Source organism: Pseudomonas sp. FBCC-B1667 (genome assembly GCF_059133255.1).
This window is the reverse complement of record NZ_CP101437.1, coordinates 4,633,594-4,653,897: the sequence shown is the minus strand read 5'-3', so window position 1 is coordinate 4,653,897 and position 20,304 is coordinate 4,633,594. Positions and strand designations below refer to the sequence as shown.

Here is a 20,304-nt window from a genome sequence, read left to right as displayed (position 1 = left end):
AGCAGGCTCACTCCTACATTGATCTTAGGGTGAACACACTCTTCGTGATCACTGGAGATCTATTGTAGGAGTGAGCCTGCTCGCGATGGGGGCAGCACAGAATCCGGATTTTAACGACGAGCAAAGGTATCCGCCCGACTCCCCGATACCTTGCGGCAGTGCACCAGCGCATCACGAATCATGAAGTTCACCAGGGTCGGCGATACGCCGAGTTCCTTGGCGATGTCCTTTTGCGGCACCCCGTGCAGACGGTACATCTCGAAGGCGTAGCGGGTGCGGCTCGGCAACTCCGTCAGCGCATCGGCAATGTGCTCAAGGGTGGAAAAATTGATGTGCGAGGTTTCGGGTGAAGCGCCGTGGATCACCACGTTCAGACCTTCCTCTTCAGGCCCGGAATATTTCTGCTCCAGCGCCTGCTTGCGGTAGTGGTCGATCGCCAGATTTCGCACGATCTGGAACAGGTAGCTGAGCTGAGCCTTGAACGAGGAAGTGATCGCCGGTGCTGATTGCAGCCTGAAAAAAGCATCCTGCACCACGTCTTCAGCACGTGACCTGCAACCGGTAATGCGAGCTGCAATCTTGACCAGAATCAGTCGATTGTCGACGAAGGCCTGGAGTAGCGGTGAATCGCACCTGCTTGTGGATACTTGTTCCGTCATGGAAATCACCCTGCTGCCAATAGGTTGGTGGGACGGCACGAAACCTGCGCCGTCCGACACGTCGAGCGACAAATTAGGATGAATGATAATGATTGTCAATTGAGAAAGAGAATTAATGCGCCTCGTTTGTGCGCAGTGAGAACTGCCGCACGCCGACGCTCTCGCTTGCATTACCCCTCCCCGCTGGCTCTCCGGCCTGTCGACTAATTATTGGCGGACGTCATCCGTTCTCATTGGTGAAAGGCGCCGGGCAAATCCCGGCCGCAGACGCATTCCCAAGGCCTTGCGCGGTCGGCGAAGACCGCGTCCTGCACGCTTTCCGATGGGCGTGACGCCAGAAAACCGATTCCACTTGCAAGCCGAAATCAGGCAGGAAACCTCATGACCGACGCGTTCGAACTCCCAAGCACACTGGTCCAGTCCCTACGGCGCCGTGCGGCCCTGACGCCGGATCAGGTGGCCTTGCGTTTTCTTGCCGACACCCCGGATCAGACTGTAGTCCTCAGCTATCGCGAACTGGATCAGCGTGCCCGAAGCATTGCCGGTGCGTTGCAAGCCGAGACGGAATTTGGCGATCGCGCGGTGCTGTTGTTTCCCAGTGGCCCGGATTACGTCGCCGCGTTTTTTGGCTGCCTGTATGCAGGGGTGATTGCGGTGCCGGCTTATCCACCGGAGTCGGCCAAACGTCATCATCAGGAACGCCTGCTGTCGATCATCAGCGATGCAGAGCCGCGCTTGCTGTTGACCAGCACCGATCTGCGAGACGCGTTGCAGCAGATCGAAGGTGCGCCACCGCTGTTCTGCGTCGACACCCTCGACACGGTATTGGCGGATCGCTGGGTCGAACCGAGCCTCGAAGACAATCACATCGCCTTCCTGCAATACACCTCCGGTTCCACCGCTTTGCCCAAGGGCGTGCAAGTCAGCCACGGCAATCTGGTGGCCAACGAATTGCTGATTCGCCACGGCTTTGGCATTGATTTGAACCCTGACGACGTGATCGTCAGCTGGCTGCCGCTGTACCACGACATGGGCTTGATCGGCGGTCTGTTGCAGCCGATTTTCAGCGGCGTGCCGTGCGTGTTGATGTCGCCGGCGTACTTCCTCGGTCGACCGCTGCGCTGGCTGGAAGCGATCAGCGAGTACGGCGGGACCATCAGCGGCGGGCCGGATTTTGCCTATCGGCTCTGCAGCGAACGGGTCAGCGAATCAGCTCTTGAGCGGCTGGACTTGAGCGGCTGGCGTGTGGCGTACTCCGGTTCTGAGCCGATTCGTCTCGACACCCTGGAGCGCTTCGCCGAAACATTCGTCTCGTGCGGCTTTACCCCGGACAGTTTCATGGCGTCCTACGGCTTGGCCGAAGCGACGCTGTTCGTGGCCGGCAGCCCTCGTGGTCAGGGTATTGGCAACCTGCGCGTGGACGATCAAGCCCTGACACAAAACCGCGCGGAGTCGGGCGAGGGCAGCGCGATCATGAGTTGTGGTATCAGCCAACCGGATCACGCGGTGCTGATTGTCGATCCGGCCGCGCTTACTGAACTGGCCGATAACGCTGTCGGTGAAGTCTGGGCCACCGGGCCGAGCATCGCCCTCGGCTATTGGCGCAACCCCGAGGCCAGCGCCAAGACGTTCGTCCAGCACAACGGCCAGACCTGGTTGCGCACTGGCGACCTGGGCTTTATGCGCGACGGCGAACTGTTTATCACCGGGCGCCTGAAGGACCTGCTGATCGTTCGCGGGCACAACCTCTATCCACAAGACATCGAGCAAACCATCGAGCGTGAAGTGGACGTGGTGCGCAAAGGTCGCGTCGCAGCATTCGCGGTCAACATCGACGGCCAGGAAGGCATTGGGGTCGCCGCCGAAATCAGCCGCAGCGTGCAGAAAATGCTGCCACCCGACGCGCTGATCAAAGCCATCCGCCAAGCGGTCGCCGAGGCGTATCAAGAAGCGCCAAACGTCGTGGTGCTGCTCAATCCGGGCGCGCTGCCCAAGACGTCGAGCGGCAAATTGCAACGCTCGGCGTGCCGCAATCGCCTGGCAGACGGCAGCCTCGACAGCTATGCGCTGTTTCCGTCAGCGGTCGCCAAGCGTGAAGCAAATGCCGAGTCCGGTTCTGGGTTGCAAACCCTGATCGGCCAGATCTGGTGCGAACAACTGCAGGTCAAACAGATCCATGCCGACGACCATTTCTTCCTGCTCGGCGGCAACTCCATCGCTGCCACCCAAGTGATTGCGCGTCTGCGTGAAGCAATCGGCCTGGAGCTGAACCTGCGCCTGTTGTTCGAAGCGCCGACCCTCGGCGCATTCGCCAGCATTGTGGCTCAGCAACAACAGGGTGGCGGCCTGGCCCAAGGCGCGATCACCCCGTTGTCGCGCACTGATGCCATGCCGCAATCCCTGGCGCAAAACCGCCTGTGGATTACCTGGCAACTCGACCCGCACAGCAGCGCCTACAACATTCCCGGTGCGTTGCGCTTGCGCGGCGAACTGGATGAAGACGCGTTGCGCGCCAGTTTCCTGCAACTGATCGAGCGCCACGAATCACTACGCACGCGGTTCTTCGAGCGTGATGGCATGGCGCTGCAACAGGTGGATGCGGGCGTCGGGTTCAACCTGCAATTGATCGACATCAGCGATCTGCCAGCCGGCGAGCGTGAAGCCCGCGCCGCGCACATTCGTGAGGACGAGGCGCGCACCCACTTTGATCTGGAGAAAGGCCCGCTGCTGTGGGTGACGCTGGTGCGCCTCGATGATGAAGATCACCAGTTGCTGGTGACGATGCACCACATCATCGCCGACGGTTGGTCGCTGAACGTATTGATCGACGAGTTCTCGCGCCTGTACGCCGCTGCATCCCTGGGCCAAACAGCAACGCTTCCCGCCTTGCCGACCCAGTACGCCGACTACGGCAGCTGGCAGCGCCAATGGCTGGCGCAAGGAGAGGGTGCGCGCCAACTGGCTTACTGGAAGGCGCAGTTGGGCGATGAGCATCCGACGCTCAATCTGGCCACCGACCACCCGCGTTCGGCACAGCACGCTCACAGCGCGGCACGTCATTGCCTCAAGCTGGACGCGACGTTGAGCGAGGCCATTCGCCGGACCGCACTGGCGCATGATTCGACCTCGTTCATGCTGCTGCTCGCGGCGTTCCAGAGCCTGTTGCACCGCTACAGCGGCCAACGCGACATCCGCATCGGCGTGCCGAATGCCAACCGTCCACGCCTTGAAACACAGGGGCTGATCGGCTTCCTCATCAACACCCAGGTGCTGCGTGCCGAAGTGGATTCGCGACAGCCTTTTGTTGAACTCTTGGCGCAAACCCGCCAGCACGCATTAGGCGCCCAGGCGCATCAGGACCTGCCGTTCGAACAACTGCTCGAAGCGTTCCCGCACGCCCGCGAACAAGGCCTGTTCCAGGTCATGTTCAATCACCAGCAACGGGACTTGGGCGCACTGCGCCGCCTGCCGGGATTGCTTGTCGAAGAGTTGCCGTGGCACAGCCGCGAAGCCAAGTTCGACCTGCAACTGCACAGCGAGGAAGACCCAAAGGGTCACCTCAGCCTGTCCTTCGACTACGCCAGCGAACTGTTTGACGAGGCGACCGTCGCCCGTCTGGCCGAACACTTCAGCAACCTGTTGCGCGCCATTTGTGAACACCCCAACACGGCCATCGGCGATCTGCCGCTGTTGACAACGCGCGAGCACGCTCAGCAAATAGCCTGGAGCTCGGCGCCTTGCACGCCGGCCAGCCAATGGCTGCCGCAACGGCTCAACGAGCAGGCGAAACTGACACCGCAACGCACCGCTCTGCTGTGGGACGGTGGCGCCATGGACTTCGCCGATTTGCACGCCCGGGCCAACCGCCTCGCGCATTACCTGCGGGACAAAGGTGTCGGCCCGGACGTATGCGTGGCCATCGCTGCGCAGCGGTCGCCGCAATTGCTGGTCGGCCTGCTGGCGATCATCAAGGCCGGTGGCGCTTATGTGCCGCTGGACCCGGACTACCCGGCTGACCGCCTGGCCTGCATGCTCAGCGACAGCGGCGTCGAATTGCTGCTGACCCAGACCGGGTTGCTTGATCGTCTGCCGGCCACCGAGGGTGTCAGCGTGATTGCCATGGACGCGCTCAACCTCGACGGTTGGCCGAGCCACGCGCCGGGCCTGCACTTGCACGGCGACAACCTCGCCTACGTGATCTACACCTCGGGCTCCACCGGTCAGCCGAAGGGCGTCGGCAACACTCACTCCGCGCTGGCCGAGCGTCTGCAATGGATGCAAGACACCTATCGCCTGAACGACACCGACGTGCTGATGCAAAAGGCACCGATCAGCTTTGACGTGTCGGTGTGGGAGTGCTTCTGGCCGCTGATCACCGGCGCCCGTTTGCTGATGGCCGGGCCCGGTGAACACCGCGATCCGCATCGCATTGCGCAGTTGGTTCAGCAATACGGCGTGACCACGCTGCACTTCGTACCGCCGCTGCTTTCGTTGTTCATCGACGAACCGCTCACCGCTAAGTGCACCAGCCTGCGCCGCATCTTCTCCGGTGGCGAAGCCTTGCCGGCCGAACTGCGCAATCGTGTGCTGGAACAATTGCCCGCCGTGCAACTGCACAACCGGTATGGCCCGACCGAGACCGCGATCAACGTCACCCACTGGCAATGCACCACGGCCGATGGCGAGTGTTCTCCGATTGGCCGTCCGTTGGGCAACGTCATCTGCCGCGTGCTCGACAGCGACCTCAACCCTGTACCGGTTGGCGTACCCGGCGAATTGTGCATCAGCGGCATTGGGCTGGCGCGTGGTTATCTGGGGCGTCCGGGCCTCACCGCCGAACGCTTTATCGTTGATTCGCTGGGCGAGCAGGGCGCACGTCTGTACCGCACTGGCGACCGTGCGCGCTGGACCGCCGACGGGGTGATCGAGTACCTCGGCCGTCTCGATCAGCAGTTCAAATTGCGCGGCTTTCGTGTCGAACCGCAAGAGATTGAAGCGCGGTTGCTGGTGCAGGAGGGCGTTGCACAAGCCGTGGTGATGGTGCGCGAGACGGCAGTCGGCGGGCAGTTGATCGGCTACTACACCGCCACACAAACCAGCGAAACCGAAGACGCCCAGACCTCACGCCTGATCACCGCGCTGATGGCCGAGCTGCCGGAATACATGGTTCCGGCGCAGTTGATGCGTCTGCAGCTGATGCCCCTGAGCCCCAGCGGCAAGCTCGACCGTCGCGCCTTGCCCGAGCCGCAATGGCAAATGCGTGAACATGCCGAACCGGTCACTGCGCTGCAACAACAGATTGCCGGCATCTGGTGCGAAGTGCTGGGCCAGACGCAAATCGGTCTGCGCGACGACTTTTTCGCCCTCGGCGGTCACTCGTTGCTGGCCACTCAAATCATTTCCCGCACTCGCCAGGCCTGCGACGTCGAATTGCCGTTGCGTGCGTTGTTCGAGAACAGTGAACTGGGTGCGTTTGCCGAACAGGTTCGGCTGATTCAAGTCAGCGGCATTACCAACAAACAGCCACCGATAGAAAAAGTCGACCGCAGCCAACCCGTACCATTGTCCTATTCCCAGCAACGCATGTGGTTCCTCTGGCAAATGGAGCCGGACAGCCCGGCGTACAACGTCGGTGGCATGGCGCGGTTGCGTGGCGTGCTCGATGTCGGGCGTTTCGAAGCGGCGCTGCAAGCGCTGATCATGCGCCACGAAACCCTGCGCACCACGTTCCCGAGCGTCGACGGCGTGGCTCGGCAACAGGTGCATGGGCAACCCGGAATGCGCATGGACAGGAAGGATTTTTCCGCACTGGCGGACGATGTCCGCGAGCAACGCGTCCAGCAACTGGCTGACGACGAGGCGCATACACCGTTCGATCTGGAAACCGGCCCGCTGCTGCGTGCCTGCCTGGTCAAGACCGCCGAGCACGAACATTACCTGGTGCTGACCCTGCACCACATCGTCACCGAAGGTTGGGCAATGGATATCTTCGCCCGGGAACTGAGCGCGCTCTACGAAGCCTTCGTTGATCACTGCGAATCACCGCTGGCGCCGCTGCCGGTGCAATACCTCGATTACAGCGAGTGGCAACGGCAGTGGCTGGAGTCCGGCGAACGTCAGCGCCAACTCGACTACTGGACTGTGCAACTCGGCCGTGAACATCCGCTGCTGGAACTGCCGACGGACCGTCCGCGTCCGGCAGTACAAAGCCACCGAGGTGAGCTGTTCCGATTCGATTTGAGCGATGACCTGGCGGCACGCGTTCGCGCCTTCAACGCGCAACACGGTCTGACCCTGTTCATGACCATGACCGCCGCACTGGCCGTGCTGCTTTACCGCTACAGCGGCCAGACGGACCTGCGCATCGGTGCGCCGGTGGCCAACCGGATTCGCCCGGAAAGCGAAGGGCTGATCGGTGCGTTCCTCAACACCCAAGTGCTGCGTTGCCAACTCGACGGGCAGATGTCCGTCGGTGAATTGTTCGAGCAGGTGCGCCACGCCGTGATCGAAGGCCAGTCCCATCAGGACCTGCCGTTTGATCACTTAGTAGAAGCGTTGCAGCCACCGCGCAGCGCCGCGCACAACCCGCTGTTCCAGGTCATGTGCAACGTGCAGCGCTGGGAATTCCAGCAGAGCCGCACCCTGGCCGGCATGACCGTCGAGTACCTGGCCAACGATGCGCGGGCGACCAAGTTCGACCTCAACCTGGAAGTCACCGACCTCGATCATCGCCTCGGTTGCTGCCTGACCTACAGCACTGATCTATTCGATGAACCGCGCATCGCGCGCATGGCCGGGCATTGGCGCAATCTGCTGGACGCGTTGCTGACCGATCCGAAGCAGCGCCTCAGTGAACTGCCTTTGCTGGACGCCCGCGAACAGCAAGCATTGCTCGATAGCCTTGGCGTCGAGCCGGGCGAGCATCGCCTCGACCAGTGCATTCATCATCTGTTCAGCGAGCAGGCGCTGGTCCGCAAAGACGCGCCGGCCCTGACCTTTGCCGGGCAGACCCTGAGTTATGCCGAACTCGACAGCCGTGCCAATCAACTGGCCTGGATGCTTCGCGAGCGTGGCGTTGGCCCGCAGGTGCGCGTCGGCCTGGCGCTTGAGCGGTCGCTGGAGATGGTCATCGGCTTGCTGGCGATCCTCAAGGCCGGTGGCGCGTATGTGCCGCTGGACTTGGAATATCCGCTGGACCGTTTGCACTACATGATCGAAGACAGCGGCATCGGCGTGTTGCTCAGCGATGCGGCGATGTTTGAAGCGCTGGGTGAGTTGCCGACAACGGTGGCGCGCTGGTGCCTGGAAGAAGACACGGCCGGGTTGGTCAATTACCCGGCCACCGAGCTGCCGTTTATCAGCCTGCCGCAACATCAGGCGTACCTGATTTACACCTCCGGTTCCACCGGCCAACCGAAAGGCGTGGTGGTGTCTCACGGTGAAATTGCCATGCACTGCCAGGCGGTAATCGAACGCTTCGGCATGCGCCCGGACGATTGCGAGCTGCATTTTTATTCGATCAACTTCGATGCGGCGACCGAGCGTTTGCTGGTGCCGTTGCTGTGCGGTGCGCAAGTGGTGTTGCGTGCGCAGGGGCAGTGGGATGCGCAGGAAATCTGCGAGCTGATTCGTCAGCATTCGATCAACGTCCTCGGCTTCACACCGAGCTACGGCAGCCAGTTGGCGCAATGGCTGGCGACCCAGGGCGACACCCTGCCGGTGCGCATGTGCATCACTGGCGGCGAGGCGCTGACCGGTGAACACTTGTCACGCATTCGTGCGGCGTTCAAACCGAGCCTGTTTTTCAATGCTTACGGCCCGACCGAAACCGTGGTCATGCCGCTGGCCAGTCTTGCGCCCGAACAGTTGGAAGAAGGCTTGGGCAGTGTGCCGATTGGCAGCGTGATCGGCGCGCGGCTGGCTTACATTCTCGACGCGGATCTGGCCCTTGTGCCCCAAGGCGCGACCGGCGAGTTGTACGTCGGCGGCGCCGGTCTGGCGCAGGGGTATCATCAGCGTCCGGGCATGACCGCCGAACGCTTTGTCGCCGATCCGTTTACCGACGATGGCGCACGCCTGTACCGCACCGGCGACCTCGTGCGTCAGCGTACCGACGGGTTGGTGGAGTACCTCGGACGCATCGACCATCAAGTGAAGATTCGCGGTTTCCGCATCGAGTTGGGCGAGATCGAAACGCGTCTGCTGGAACACGCGTCGATCCGTGAAGCCGTGGTGCTGGCCCTCGACGCACCGAGCGGCAAGCAACTGGTGGGTTATCTGGTCACCGAGGTCGCCGGGCAGGACGAAGCGCAACAATCCGCACTGCGTGAAACCCTCAAGTCGCACCTCAAATCTCAACTGCCGGATTACATGGTGCCCGTGCACCTGATCCTGTTGCCCAGCATGCCGCTGACCGCCAACGGCAAACTGGACCGCCGCGCATTGCCGGCACCGGACCCGGAGCTGAACCGTCAGCAGTTCGTTGCGCCGAGCAATGCACTTGAACTGACCCTGGCCGCGATCTGGTGCGAAGTGTTGAACGTCGCGCAGGTTGGTCTCAACGACAACTTCTTCGAACTGGGCGGCGATTCGATTCTGTCGATCCAGGTGGTCAGTCGGGCGCGGCAAAAGGGCATCCATTTCAGCCCGCGTGACCTGTTCCAGCACCAGACTGTGCAGACGCTGGCCGCAGTGGCAACTCGCACTGAACAGGTCAGCGCCGAGCAAGGCTTGCTCACGGGTGAATCGCGTCTGACGCCGATTCAGCACTGGTTCTTCGACACCGACATCCCTGAGCGCCAACACTGGAATCAGGCGTTGCTGCTGGAGCCGACCGTGACGCTGCAGCCTCATCGTCTTGAGCAAGCGCTGCTGGCGGTGATCGAACAGCACGACGCCTTGCGCCTGCGCTTCAGCCAAACCGATGCGCAATGGCGCGCCGGGCACCAACCGCTGTCCGACGTCCCCGTGCTGTGGCACGTCCGTGTTTCGTCGATGGGCAAATGCACCGCGCTGTTCGCCGATGCCCAGCGCAGCCTTGATCTTGAAGCAGGGCCGCTGCTGCGTGCGTTACTGGTCGATGGACCCGAGGGACACCAACGGCTGTTCATCGCCATTCACCACCTGGTGGTCGACGGTGTTTCATGGCGCGTGCTGCTGGATGATCTGCAAACGGTTTACCGGCAACTGGACGCGCAACAATCGGTCCACCTGCCGGCGAAAACCAGTGCGTTCAAGGATTGGGCGGCGCGCTTGCAGGCGTACGCCGGCAGTGAATCCCTGCGCGAAGAACTGAGCTGGTGGCAGGCGCAACTGGCCGGCCCAAGCGTTGAATTCCCTTGCCAGCGTCCTCAGGGCGGCGAGCAGAATCGTCATGCACACACCGTCAGCGTGCGCCTTGATAGCGAGCGCACCCGGCAATTGCTGCAACGGGCGCCGAGCGCTTACCGCACGCAGGTCAACGACCTGCTGCTGACGGCACTGGCCCGCGTGCTGTGCCGCTGGAGCGGCGACGAATCGACGCTGATTCAATTGGAAGGTCACGGCCGCGAAACCCTGTTCGACGAGATCGACCTGACCCGCACCGTGGGTTGGTTCACCAGCGCCTATCCGCTACGGCTGACCCCGCTGGACGGGCAGGGCGAATCGATCAAGGCGATCAAGGAACAACTGCGCGCCGTGCCACATAAAGGTCTGGGGTATGGCGTGCTGCGTTATCTGGCCGACGACCTGTGCCGCCAGTCCATGGCCGCGCTACCGGCAGCACCGATCACCTTCAACTACCTCGGTCAGTTCGACCAGAGCTTTGGCGCGGATGCCTTGTTCCGTCCGCTCGACGAAGCGGTCGGCGCCGCCCACGATCCGCACGCGCCGCTGCCCAATGAGCTGAGCCTCGACAGTCAGGTCTACGGTGGTGAACTGGTGCTGCGCTGGACCTTCAGCGCCGAACGCCATGATCCCGAAACCATCTCCAGCCTGGCAGACGCTTACGTCAGTGAACTGCGCAGCTTGATCGAACATTGCCTGCAAGATGAGGCGGGCGGCCTGACACCGTCGGACTTCCCGCTGGCGAAACTGACGCAGGCGCAACTCGATGCCTTGCCGGTTTCGGCGGCCGTGATCGAAGACGTCTACCCGCTGACCCCGATGCAGGAAGGCATGCTGCTGCACACCTTGCTGGAGCCAGGCACCGGGCTCTATTACATGCAGGACCGCTACCGCATCAACAGTGAACTCGACCCGCAGCGTTTCGCCCAGGCCTGGCAAGCGGTGATCGCTCGTCACGAAGCCCTGCGCGCGTCATTCTGCTGGAACGTCGGCGAAGACATGCTTCAGGTTATCCATAAGCCAGGCAGCACGCCGATCGAGTACCTCGACTGGAGCGCGATGGCTGAAGCCGAGCAGGAACCGACGTTGCAGGCCCTGCTGAAAAGCGAGCGCGAGGCCGGGTTCGATCTGCTCAATCAGGCCCCGTTCCACTTGCGCTTGATCAAGGTCGGCGCGGCGCGGTATTGGTTCATGATGAGCAACCACCACATCCTCATTGATGCCTGGTGCCGGTCGCTATTGATGAACGATTTCTTCGAGATCTACACCGCCCTCGGCGAAGGCCGCGAGGCGCAACTGGCCGTGCCACCGCGTTACCGCGACTACATCGGCTGGCTTCAACGCCAGAGCCTGGACGAAGCGCGGCAGTGGTGGAAAACCCACCTGCGCGGTTTCGAACGGACCACGCCGATCCCGAGTGACCGACCGTTCCTGCGCGAACACGCCGGCGACAGTGGCGGCATGGTCGTCGGCGACTGCTACACCCGGCTCGATGCCCGTGACGGTGCACAATTGCGTGAACTGGCGCAGGCGCATCAACTGACCATCAACACTTTCGCCCAAGCGGCATGGGCGCTGGTGCTGCGCCGCTTGAGCGGTGATCGCGACGTGCTGTTCGGTGTCACCGTGGCCGGGCGCCCGGTGGACATGCCGCAGATGCAGCGCACGGTGGGGCTGTTCATCAACAGCATCGCGCTGCGGGTGAAAATGCCCGAAGACGATCAGCGTTGCAGCGTTCGCCAATGGCTCAGTGGTTTGCTCGACAGCAACATGCAACTGCGCGAGTACGAATATTTGCCACTGGTGAGTATTCAGGAACACAGTGAACTGCCCAAGGGGCAGCCGCTGTTCGACAGCCTGTTCGTGTTCGAAAACGCCCCGGTGGAAGTGTCGGTGCTGGACCGTGCGCAAAGCCTCAACGCGACCTCGGACTCGGGCCGCACCCACACCAACTTCCCGCTGACGGCGGTATGTTATCCGGGCGATGACCTCGGCTTGCACCTGTCTTACGACCAGCGCTTTTTCGATGAGTCGACCATCGAGCGCATGCTCGGCGAGTTCAAGCGTTTGCTGCTGGCGCTGGTCGAACGGTTCCATGGCGACATGGCTGAATTGCCGCTGCTGGGGGCCGAGGAACAGGTTTTCCTGATCCACGGATGCAACCAGAGCGAACACGATTACCCGCTGGAACAAAGCTATGTCGCGCTGTTCGAAGCGCAAGTCGCTCGGCACCCGCAGCGGATCGTCGCGAGTTGTCTGGATCAGCAATACAGCTACGTCGAGTTGAATCAGCGCAGCAACCGCCTCGGTCACGCCCTGATCGCTGCGGGTGTCGGGCTGGATCAGCCGGTGGCGTTGTTGGCCGAACGTGACCTCGATCTGCTCGGCATGATCATCGGTAGCTTCAAGGCCGGTGCCGGTTACCTGCCGTTGGATCCGGGCCTGCCGAGCCAGCGTTTGAGCCGGATCATCGATCTGAGTCGCACGCCGTTGCTGGTGTGCACTCGGGCCTGTCGCGAACAAGCGGTCGCACTGCTGGAGGAGTGCGGTTGCGCCCGGCGACCCAAGTTGCTGGTCTGGGAAGAAGTGCAGGCGAGCACTGTTTCGGTGGCCAATCCGGGCCGCTACAGCGGGCCGGATAACCTTGCCTACGTGATCTACACCTCGGGCTCCACCGGTTTGCCCAAAGGCGTGATGGTCGAGCAGCGCGGCATGCTCAATAACCAGTTGAGCAAGGTGCCGTACCTTAACCTCAGTGATGCCGACGTGATCGCCCAGACCGCTTCGCAAAGCTTCGATATTTCGGTCTGGCAGTTCCTCGCTGCGCCATTGTTCGGTGCGCGAGTGGACATCGTGCCGAACACCATCGCCCATGATCCACAGGGGCTGTTGGCGCATGTTTCGGCGCAAGGCATCACCGTGCTGGAAAGCGTGCCGTCGCTGATCCAGGGCATGCTCGCCCAAGAGCGCATGAGGCTCGACGGTCTGCGCTGGATGCTGCCGACCGGTGAAGCGATGCCACCGGAACTGGCGCACCAATGGCTGTTGCGCTACCCGGAGATCGGCTTGGTGAATGCCTATGGCCCGGCCGAATGCTCGGACGACGTGGCGTTCTTCCGCGTCGACCTGGCCTCGACGCGCGGCAGCTATTTGCCGATTGGTACACCGACCGACAACAACCGTTTGTACCTGCTCGATGGCGCGCTGGAACTGGTGCCGTTGGGCGCGGTGGGCGAGTTGTGCGTGGCCGGCACCGGCGTGGGGCGGGGCTATGTGAGTGATCCGTTGCGTACGGCGCAGGTGTTTGTGCCGAACCCGTTCGGGGCGCCGGGGGACCGGTTGTACCGCACTGGCGACCTGGCCCGTCGTCGCTGTGACGGGGTGCTGGAGTACGTCGGGCGCATCGACCATCAAGTGAAGATTCGCGGTTACCGCATCGAACTGGGGGAAATCGAAGCGCGCCTGCACGAACAACCCGAGGTCCGCGAAGCAGCGGTGGGGGTGCAGGAAGGCGTGAATGGCAAGCATCTGGTCGGCTATCTGGTGGCAGCTGATTCGGGCCTCAATCCCACCGAGCGACTGGAGCGGATCAAACAGCGCCTGCGCGCCGAGCTGCCGGACTACATGGTGCCGTTGCACTGGTTGTGGCTGGACCGCCTGCCGCTCAATGCCAACGGCAAACTTGATCGCAAGGCGCTCCCGGCGCTGGTGATCGGCCAGTTGCAGAGTCAGGACTACCTGGCGCCGCGCAATGACCTGGAGCAGACACTGGCGGACATTTGGGCTGAAGTGTTGAACGTCGGGAAGGTCGGTGTGCGTGACAACTTCTTCGAGCTCGGTGGACATTCGTTGCTGGCGACGCAGATTGCGTCGCGGGTGCAGAAAACGCTGCAACGGGATGTGCCGCTGCGGGCGATGTTCGAGTGCAGCACGGTGGCGGAGTTGGCTGAGTACATTGATGGGCTGGCGGCGAATGACATCACCGAGGAGAAGGTGGATCGGCTGAATGACTTGATGGCGGAGTTGGAGGGGTTCTGATTCTTTAGCGCCTTTACCGGCCCCATCGCGAGCAGGCTCGCGAAGGGGCCATTCCAGGCGATGACCAGTTGACTGCGGACCCACGGCAGCACAGTCTCCCCACTCCAGTTTTCACCCAGGAACCCGTCAATGCCCTTCGCAACGATTGATGGTCAAACCCTCCATTACCTTGATCAAGGCACCGGCCCCGTGGTGCTGCTGGCCGGCAGCTACCTGTGGGACCAGGCCATGTGGGCCCCGCAGATTGCCGCCCTGTCACCGCACTACCGGGTTGTCGCCTTGGACCTGTGGGGCCACGGCGAATCCGGTCCTATGCCCGAAGGCACGCGATCGCTGGACGACATTGCGCGCCAGGCGTTGGCGTTGCTCGATCATCTGGACATCGATCGTGTCACGCTGGTCGGTCTGTCTGTCGGAGGCATGTGGGGCACTCGGCTGGCACTGTCAGCACCCCAGAGAATCAACGGCCTGGTGCTGATGGACACCTACCTCGGGGTCGAGCCGGAACCGACTCGCCAGTACTATTTTTCGTTGTTCAAACAGATTGAGGACACTGGCGTGATCTCGGCGGCTTTGCTCGACATCGTGGTGCCAATCTTTTTCCGTCCGGGCATTGATCCCCAGTCGGCGCTGTATCAGGCGTTTCGCGCAAAGCTGGCTGCGCTGCCGCCGCAGCGTCTGCGTGAAAGCGTGGTGCCGATGGGGCGGATTACGTTTGCGCGGGATGATCTGTTGCCGCGCCTGGGGGCGTTGAATCCTGAAACCACGCTAGTGATGTGTGGCGATCAGGACAAGCCGCGGCCGCCGTCGGAAGCGAAGGAAATGGCTGAGCTGATCGGGTGCCCGTCTGTGCTGGTGCCGGAGGCGGGGCATATCTCCAGTCTTGAGAATCCCGGGTTCGTCACTGAGGCGCTGCTGAAGTTTTTGGCAGAGAGAACCTGCAAGACCGTGTAATCGTTCTTCGCGAGCAAACCCGGTCCCACTTTTGTCCTGTGTACACAGGTTAAATGGGGGGGCGGGGCTTGCTCGCGAAGGCGTCGGTGAGTTCACCAGAGCGCCTTCGGGAATAACTACTTAGGCCCCAGAATCTTCGTCAACTTGTCCGGCGAAGGCGCGCCTTGCTGCTGTTGCAGCTCACCCTTGTCATCCATATAGAAAATCGCCGGAGTCGCCTGCAACTCCAGGTCTTCCATCAACTGCATGTTCGCCGCCAGTTTCAGCTGAATCGCCGGCGGCACGTCCTTCAGAGCCTTCAGCGAACTCTCCTTGCCGGACTTCTCATGTTCTTCAAGCGCTTTGCTCGGGTCCTTGGCCGCCAACAATGCCGCCGATTTGCCTGGGCTGTCTTCGCGAATGATTCCGACCATGATATGGCGCAATTGCACCTTGCCGGACTTCACCCATGGCCGCGCCTGTTCCCAGAACAGGTTGCAGTAAGGGCAGTTCGGATCGCTGAACAGGTACACAACACGCGGGGCATCTTTTTTGCCGTCGCCGATCCAGTTACTGGCTTCCATTTTTCCCCAGACTTCTTTGGACATTGGCGCGTAGACCAGTTTCTGCAACGGCGCCGCGGACAGGTCATTGCCGTCGGCATCGTAGAGGTTGCCAAGCAACACATGCTTGCCATCCGGGGTCAGGTACAGCGCCATGCCGCGGTTCTGGTATTGCGCCGCGTAACCGCGCAAGCCGTCGGGGGCATCGAACTGGCCGACGATTTTCGCGCCCTTGGCTTCGATCTTCTTGATCGCTTCGGGCAGTTCGTCGGCGGCCTGCACCGACGGCAAGTGCAGCAGGGCGGCGCCCAGGGTCAGCGTCAGCAGGTGGCGGAGGCGGGGCATGGCAGTTTCCTTGAAGAAGTGGACGGTGCGGCAGAAGAAGGACTGTCGAAGTTTTCCAGGGCCCGGGCCAGGCTGGCTTCAGAGAGTTCGCCCAAATGACTGCCCAGCAGGCGACCGTCATTGCTATAGAACAGCGTAGTCGGCAAAGCCATGGAACCCACGGCCTGACCCAGACGACCGCCGCCATCAAACAGCACGTTGGTCAGGCTCAGGCCTTGGGTTTCGAGAAATGTGGCGACGCTTTGCATGCTTTCGGCCTGATTCACGAACAGGAACGTCAGGTCCGGGCGGTGTTGCTGGGCGTTTTCCAGTACTGGCATTTCGCGACGGCACGGCGGGCACCAGGTGGCCCAGAGGTTGATCACCAGGGGGCCGCCTTTGTAATCGGCCAGTTGCACGGTTTCACCGGCGGCATTGCGCAAGCTGATTTCCGGCAGGCGCGTGCCTTGCTCGTAAATGCTCAGGGAGAAGGTTGCCAGCAGCCAGAACGCCAGGCCGCCGCCCACGCCGAACCCCAGGGGACGGCGCAACCCTGGCCGACGCCAGCCGCGATACAGCGTGGCGAGCAACAGCACAATCACCCCCGGCCAGGCCAGGAAACCACCGTCGCGCAGGTCGATGATTTGCCACGGATCGTTGCGATAGTGCGTCCAGTAAACCACCACGAAACTGAGCCGCGCCGCCAGCATGCCCACCAGGAACAAGCTGAACAACGCCGACTCGGGGTTCTCGCCACCCCGTTTGGCCACCCGCCAGCCGACCAGCGTCGCCAGTACCAAGGCACTGATCAGCAGCAAATGGTTAAGCGCGATGGCAAAGGTGCCGAGGGTAAAGGTCAGCATTAACGGGCGTCTCGGGTAGTGGTCCAGCGTTGCAGGAAGGTGTCGGCATCGACCTCGCCGGTGATGCGCTGGCTGCGACGCTCTTCGCCGTCGGCGCCGATCCACAGAAAACTCGGTGGCCCCGGCACTTTATAACGGCCGAGCAGTGCGCGGCTGGCGGCATTGTCGGCGGTGACGTCCAGCCGGAGCAAGCGCACATCGCTCAACGCTTCCATCACCTGGGGTTTGCCGAACACCTGTTTTTCCATGACCTTGCACGACACACACCAGTCGGCGTAGTAGTCCAGCAGCACCCATTGGCCCTGGGCCTGGGCGGCGTCCAGTTCCTGTTGCAGCGCTTGCGGACTGTTGATCGTGGTGAACGCTTCATGGCCGGTCGGGCGAGCGGCGTTACCGGAAGAAGCTGAGGCGCTATAGACCTGCAACGGTTTGAGCAAATCATCACTGCCCCCGGCGGCGCCGATCATCAGCAGACCGCCCCACATCCCTAGCAACAGCGCACTGGCGCCGAACAGATGGGCGACGCGGCCGAAACCTTCCGACTGTTTCCAGGCACTGTAGGCGGCGATCAGCAGCAACGCACCGCACAAACCGATCCACAGCGATTCATCCAGCACCGGACGCAACATCAGCAACGCGGTGGCGAGGAACAGGAAACCGAAGATGCCTTTGAGCAGGTTCATCCAGGCGCCGGGTTTGGGCAGGAAGCGGTTACCGATGGTCACCAGCAGCAGCAGTGGCACCCCGATGCCTATGCCCATGGCAAACAGAATCAAGCCGCCATGCAACGCATTACCGCTTTGCGCGATGTAGAGCAGGGCGCCGGCCAAGGGGGCGGTCATGCACGGACCCACCAGCAAACCGGACAAGGCGCCCAGCGCACCGGCGCCGAGCAGGCTACCGCCACGTTGATTGCGCGATACGTTTTCCAGACGGTCGCGAACCGCCACCGGTAGTTGCAACTCGAAGAACCCGAACATCGGCAACGCCAGCAGTACAAACACTGCTGCGAAACTGCCCAGTAGCCAGGGGTTTTGCAGCAACGCTTGCAGGTTCGCGCCGAGTAACGCGGCCAATACACCCATCGCCGCATACACCAGCGCCATGCTCACCACGTAGCTTCCCGACAGGGCGAACCCGCGTCTGGAGGTGGCGCCGCTGCCCACAATCAAACCGGCCAGGATCGGCAACATCGGCAATGAGCAAGGGGTGAATGCCAACAGGAGCCCCAAACCGAAAAACACCAGCAAGCTCCAGCCCAGCGCCCGTTGTTGCAGGCCGCTGGCCAAGGCTTGATCCGGTGCCTGGTTGGCGACAATCGGTGCGACACCACCCAAATCCACGAGCTGGGTCTGTGGCGGATAGCACAAACCAGCATCGGCGCAGCCCTGGAAGCCCACCTTTATTTGACCGGTAGCACCGGCCGGGATCTTGAGTTCCAGACCCTGACGGTAAACCTGTTGTTCGCCAAAGAACTCGTCACTGTGCGCTTCGCCTTTCGGCAATTCGGGATGCTGATCAGCAGCTAAATCATCGAATTTCAGGCGCTTTTGATAAAGGTAATAACCGTCTTTGATCTGCCAATAGAGTTGTGTCTCACCCGATTCAAGGCGTTCGGAGGTGAAAACGAACGCTTTTTCCACCGGCAGGAATTCAGGTTTGGTTTCGAACGGATTGGTCCCTGCCTGGGCCATGCCCGAGATCAAGAGGACAAAAAATAAAAACAGACGACGCATGGGTAAGCCTTATCCCTGTACAAGTGAGGTGCACAATGGGAGTCGGCGATTAACCAATGATTAACCGCCGCTGGACTGTCCACGATGTCGCTCATGGACCGTAATCAGCTCCCATCCTCAATGGCGCAACAGCCCTGGCCAAGACCCTTCGTTCACCGAATGTGGGCCAGACTCCAGAGTGTTTTTCGCAATGTTGTATATCAGGTATTGATTGTTAGTCAGAAAAACATAGTAATAATTGTCGGCAAACGTACGATCTTTCTGCACCCCGGTAATAATTCGGTCTTTGTAGGCGGCCAGACCTGGCCAAGTGATCTCTGTAATAGGGTCGAGTCTTAGGGTTTGAATAGGTGTTGCCACCGGATTAAAGAGGTTGTCGTCATATTTGTCTTCCAGATAGTCGATTTGAGGGTTTTGAGGCGTCTCATCCCAGTCCAGATAAAGCGAGTTTCCGTCGTTCAAAATAAATCGAAACAATGAGCTGCGATTTACTTGCCACCACGTGCCAGTAATAATCCGGTCAAAGTAAGGAAGTAGCAATTTCCATTTTGTCTCATTCACCGGCCTGGCGTGTATGACGTTGTCAGTGTCTTGATTGTAGGCGCAGACCATCGGGATATCCTGTTCGTAGTAAAACAGCCAGAGGATATCAAGATCAGAATGGTCCATGGGGCGGTCAAGCGTTAACGCCGTGGTCGTAAATCCAAATCGCAGGTTTCTTACATGGCCTTCGAATGTCGACCACCTTCCTTTAACAGCCTTCGGGTATCCATCCGCGACTTTGTTGTCGTCAATATCAAAGCGGGAGTAAGTGTTGGTGTTTGTGTAGAAGAAATAGAATTTATCCTTTCCTGAACGCCAATCGATGGCGACTAGATTTTCAAGTGCTGGCATGTGATGAGTCCTTTCAATGAATATGGGGCGTACACATAGTGAATACGCATTGGGCAGTGCCATGTCTCTGCACAAACGCGGCCCATCATGGGTAACTTGATTCATGACGGGCAGTGCCTGGCTCTACGTCTCAGCCCCGCAAGAGTCCGGGCCAATTGTTGTGATCGATTTTTACAGGACCCGTCTCCGCCTTGTTGTTCTTGAGGTTGTACCTGATGTATTCGTTGTTCGTGAGAAAAATATAGTAGTAGGTGTCGATAAGAGGGGCGTCGTTTTGCACCGCCGTTATAATTCGATCTTTATACTGTGAAAGTCCGGGCCACGAGTCAGGTGTTATTGGCAGTCGTGCAGTTGTATTTTTTGAATAGTTAAAAATGAGGTAGTGCCCATCATTCATCAGGAATCGAAATGTATTTATTGGTGCATGAAGATCCCACCACGTGCCGGCAACTATTCTATCAAAGTAAGGAAGCAAGGAGCTCCATAGGGAATTTTCAACGCGATAGTTTCCGACAGGCTTGTCTAGGTCCTGGTCATACTTGCAGACCATCGGTGTATCACCGCCGTAATAAAATAGCCAGAGGATATCATCGCCTCCGCCCCAGGCGCCGCCCAGTGCAGGGGCAGTGAATCCGAAACGCAGGTTTTTGAGCTGAGCATGTACGGCTCCCCAGTTGTCGGATGTAATGTGGGCAGGATAACCGTCTTCAACCGTGTTTGAGTCAATATCGAACCGTGAGTATTGATGGGTGTCTTTGAAGAAGAAATAGATTTTGTCTTTTCCGGCGCGCCAATCAACGGCCACAAAATTCTTCAGCGTTTGCATGATCTGATTCCTTTCAGTTAGTTGGGGTTGTTTGTCTTGAAGCTTGAGGTGTACTGAGTGCGGTGCGGGGTTAGATTACTTAGTTTTGTTTGGGGCTTAGAGTGATTTGTTGTCGCTATGTGTTTCTGTCTGAGGCGGATA

At 60.6% G+C, this 20,304-nt stretch carries 8 protein-coding genes; 2 read left to right on the top strand and 6 right to left on the bottom strand.

Going from position 1 to position 20,304, the window contains the following annotated elements; genetic code table 11:
• Positions 1-110: 110 nt before the first annotated feature.
• The gene (locus tag NL116_RS21375) at positions 111-659 is read right to left on the bottom strand and encodes an RNA polymerase factor sigma-70 (RefSeq protein WP_494373922.1); all 549 of its coding nucleotides are present in this window, start codon (positions 657-659) and stop codon (positions 111-113) included.
• Positions 660-1,040: 381 nt separating this feature from the next.
• On the opposite strand from NL116_RS21375, the gene NL116_RS21370 reads away from it, so the two are divergent.
• Both NL116_RS21370 and NL116_RS21365 read left to right on the top strand, forming a co-directional pair.
• Positions 1,041-14,024, top strand: a complete 12,984-nt coding sequence (locus NL116_RS21370) for a non-ribosomal peptide synthetase (RefSeq protein WP_494373921.1) — start codon at positions 1,041-1,043, stop codon at positions 14,022-14,024.
• Positions 14,025-14,153: 129 nt separating this feature from the next.
• Positions 14,154-14,978, top strand: a complete 825-nt coding sequence (locus tag NL116_RS21365; RefSeq protein WP_494373920.1) for an alpha/beta fold hydrolase — start codon at positions 14,154-14,156, stop codon at positions 14,976-14,978.
• A 116-nt stretch (positions 14,979-15,094) separates the two neighbouring features.
• On the opposite strand, the gene dsbG is transcribed toward NL116_RS21365, so the two are convergent.
• From dsbG to NL116_RS21340, 5 genes are all read right to left on the bottom strand, one after another.
• The gene (dsbG, locus tag NL116_RS21360; RefSeq protein WP_494373919.1) at positions 15,095-15,865 is read right to left on the bottom strand and encodes a thiol:disulfide interchange protein DsbG; all 771 of its coding nucleotides are present in this window, start codon (positions 15,863-15,865) and stop codon (positions 15,095-15,097) included.
• Positions 15,841-16,707, bottom strand: coding sequence for a prolipoprotein diacylglyceryl transferase family protein (locus NL116_RS21355; protein WP_494373918.1), 867 nt, complete (start codon positions 16,705-16,707; stop codon positions 15,841-15,843). The genes dsbG and NL116_RS21355 overlap by 25 nt, the downstream gene beginning before the upstream one ends.
• Positions 16,707-18,443, bottom strand: a complete 1,737-nt coding sequence (gene dsbD, locus NL116_RS21350; protein ID WP_494373917.1) for a protein-disulfide reductase DsbD — start codon at positions 18,441-18,443, stop codon at positions 16,707-16,709. The genes NL116_RS21355 and dsbD overlap by 1 nt, the downstream gene beginning before the upstream one ends.
• Positions 18,444-18,560: 117 nt before the next feature.
• A complete protein-coding gene (locus tag NL116_RS21345; RefSeq protein ID WP_494373916.1) occupies positions 18,561-19,337 on the bottom strand; it encodes a hypothetical protein in 777 nt (258 codons plus the stop codon).
• Between the two features lie 130 nt (positions 19,338-19,467).
• Positions 19,468-20,163, bottom strand: a complete 696-nt coding sequence (locus tag NL116_RS21340; protein ID WP_494373915.1) for a hypothetical protein — start codon at positions 20,161-20,163, stop codon at positions 19,468-19,470.
• Positions 20,164-20,304: the final 141 nt, after the last annotated feature.

Excerpts from the sequence above, each read along its gene's own strand:
- NL116_RS21355 (WP_494373918.1), bottom strand. The coding sequence starts at position 16,707 with ATGCTGACCTTTACCCTCGGCACCTTTGCCATCGCGCTTAACCATTTG.
- NL116_RS21345 (WP_494373916.1), bottom strand. The coding sequence starts at position 19,337 with ATGCCAGCACTTGAAAATCTAGTCGCCATCGATTGGCGTTCAGGAAAG.
- NL116_RS21340 (WP_494373915.1), bottom strand. The coding sequence starts at position 20,163 with ATGCAAACGCTGAAGAATTTTGTGGCCGTTGATTGGCGCGCCGGAAAA.
- NL116_RS21370 (WP_494373921.1), top strand. The coding sequence starts at position 1,041 with ATGACCGACGCGTTCGAACTCCCAAGCACACTGGTCCAGTCCCTACGG.
- NL116_RS21375 (WP_494373922.1), bottom strand. The coding sequence starts at position 659 with ATGACGGAACAAGTATCCACAAGCAGGTGCGATTCACCGCTACTCCAG.
- dsbG (WP_494373919.1), bottom strand. The coding sequence starts at position 15,865 with ATGCCCCGCCTCCGCCACCTGCTGACGCTGACCCTGGGCGCCGCCCTG.
- dsbD (WP_494373917.1), bottom strand. The coding sequence starts at position 18,443 with ATGCGTCGTCTGTTTTTATTTTTTGTCCTCTTGATCTCGGGCATGGCC.
- NL116_RS21365 (WP_494373920.1), top strand. The coding sequence starts at position 14,154 with ATGCCCTTCGCAACGATTGATGGTCAAACCCTCCATTACCTTGATCAA.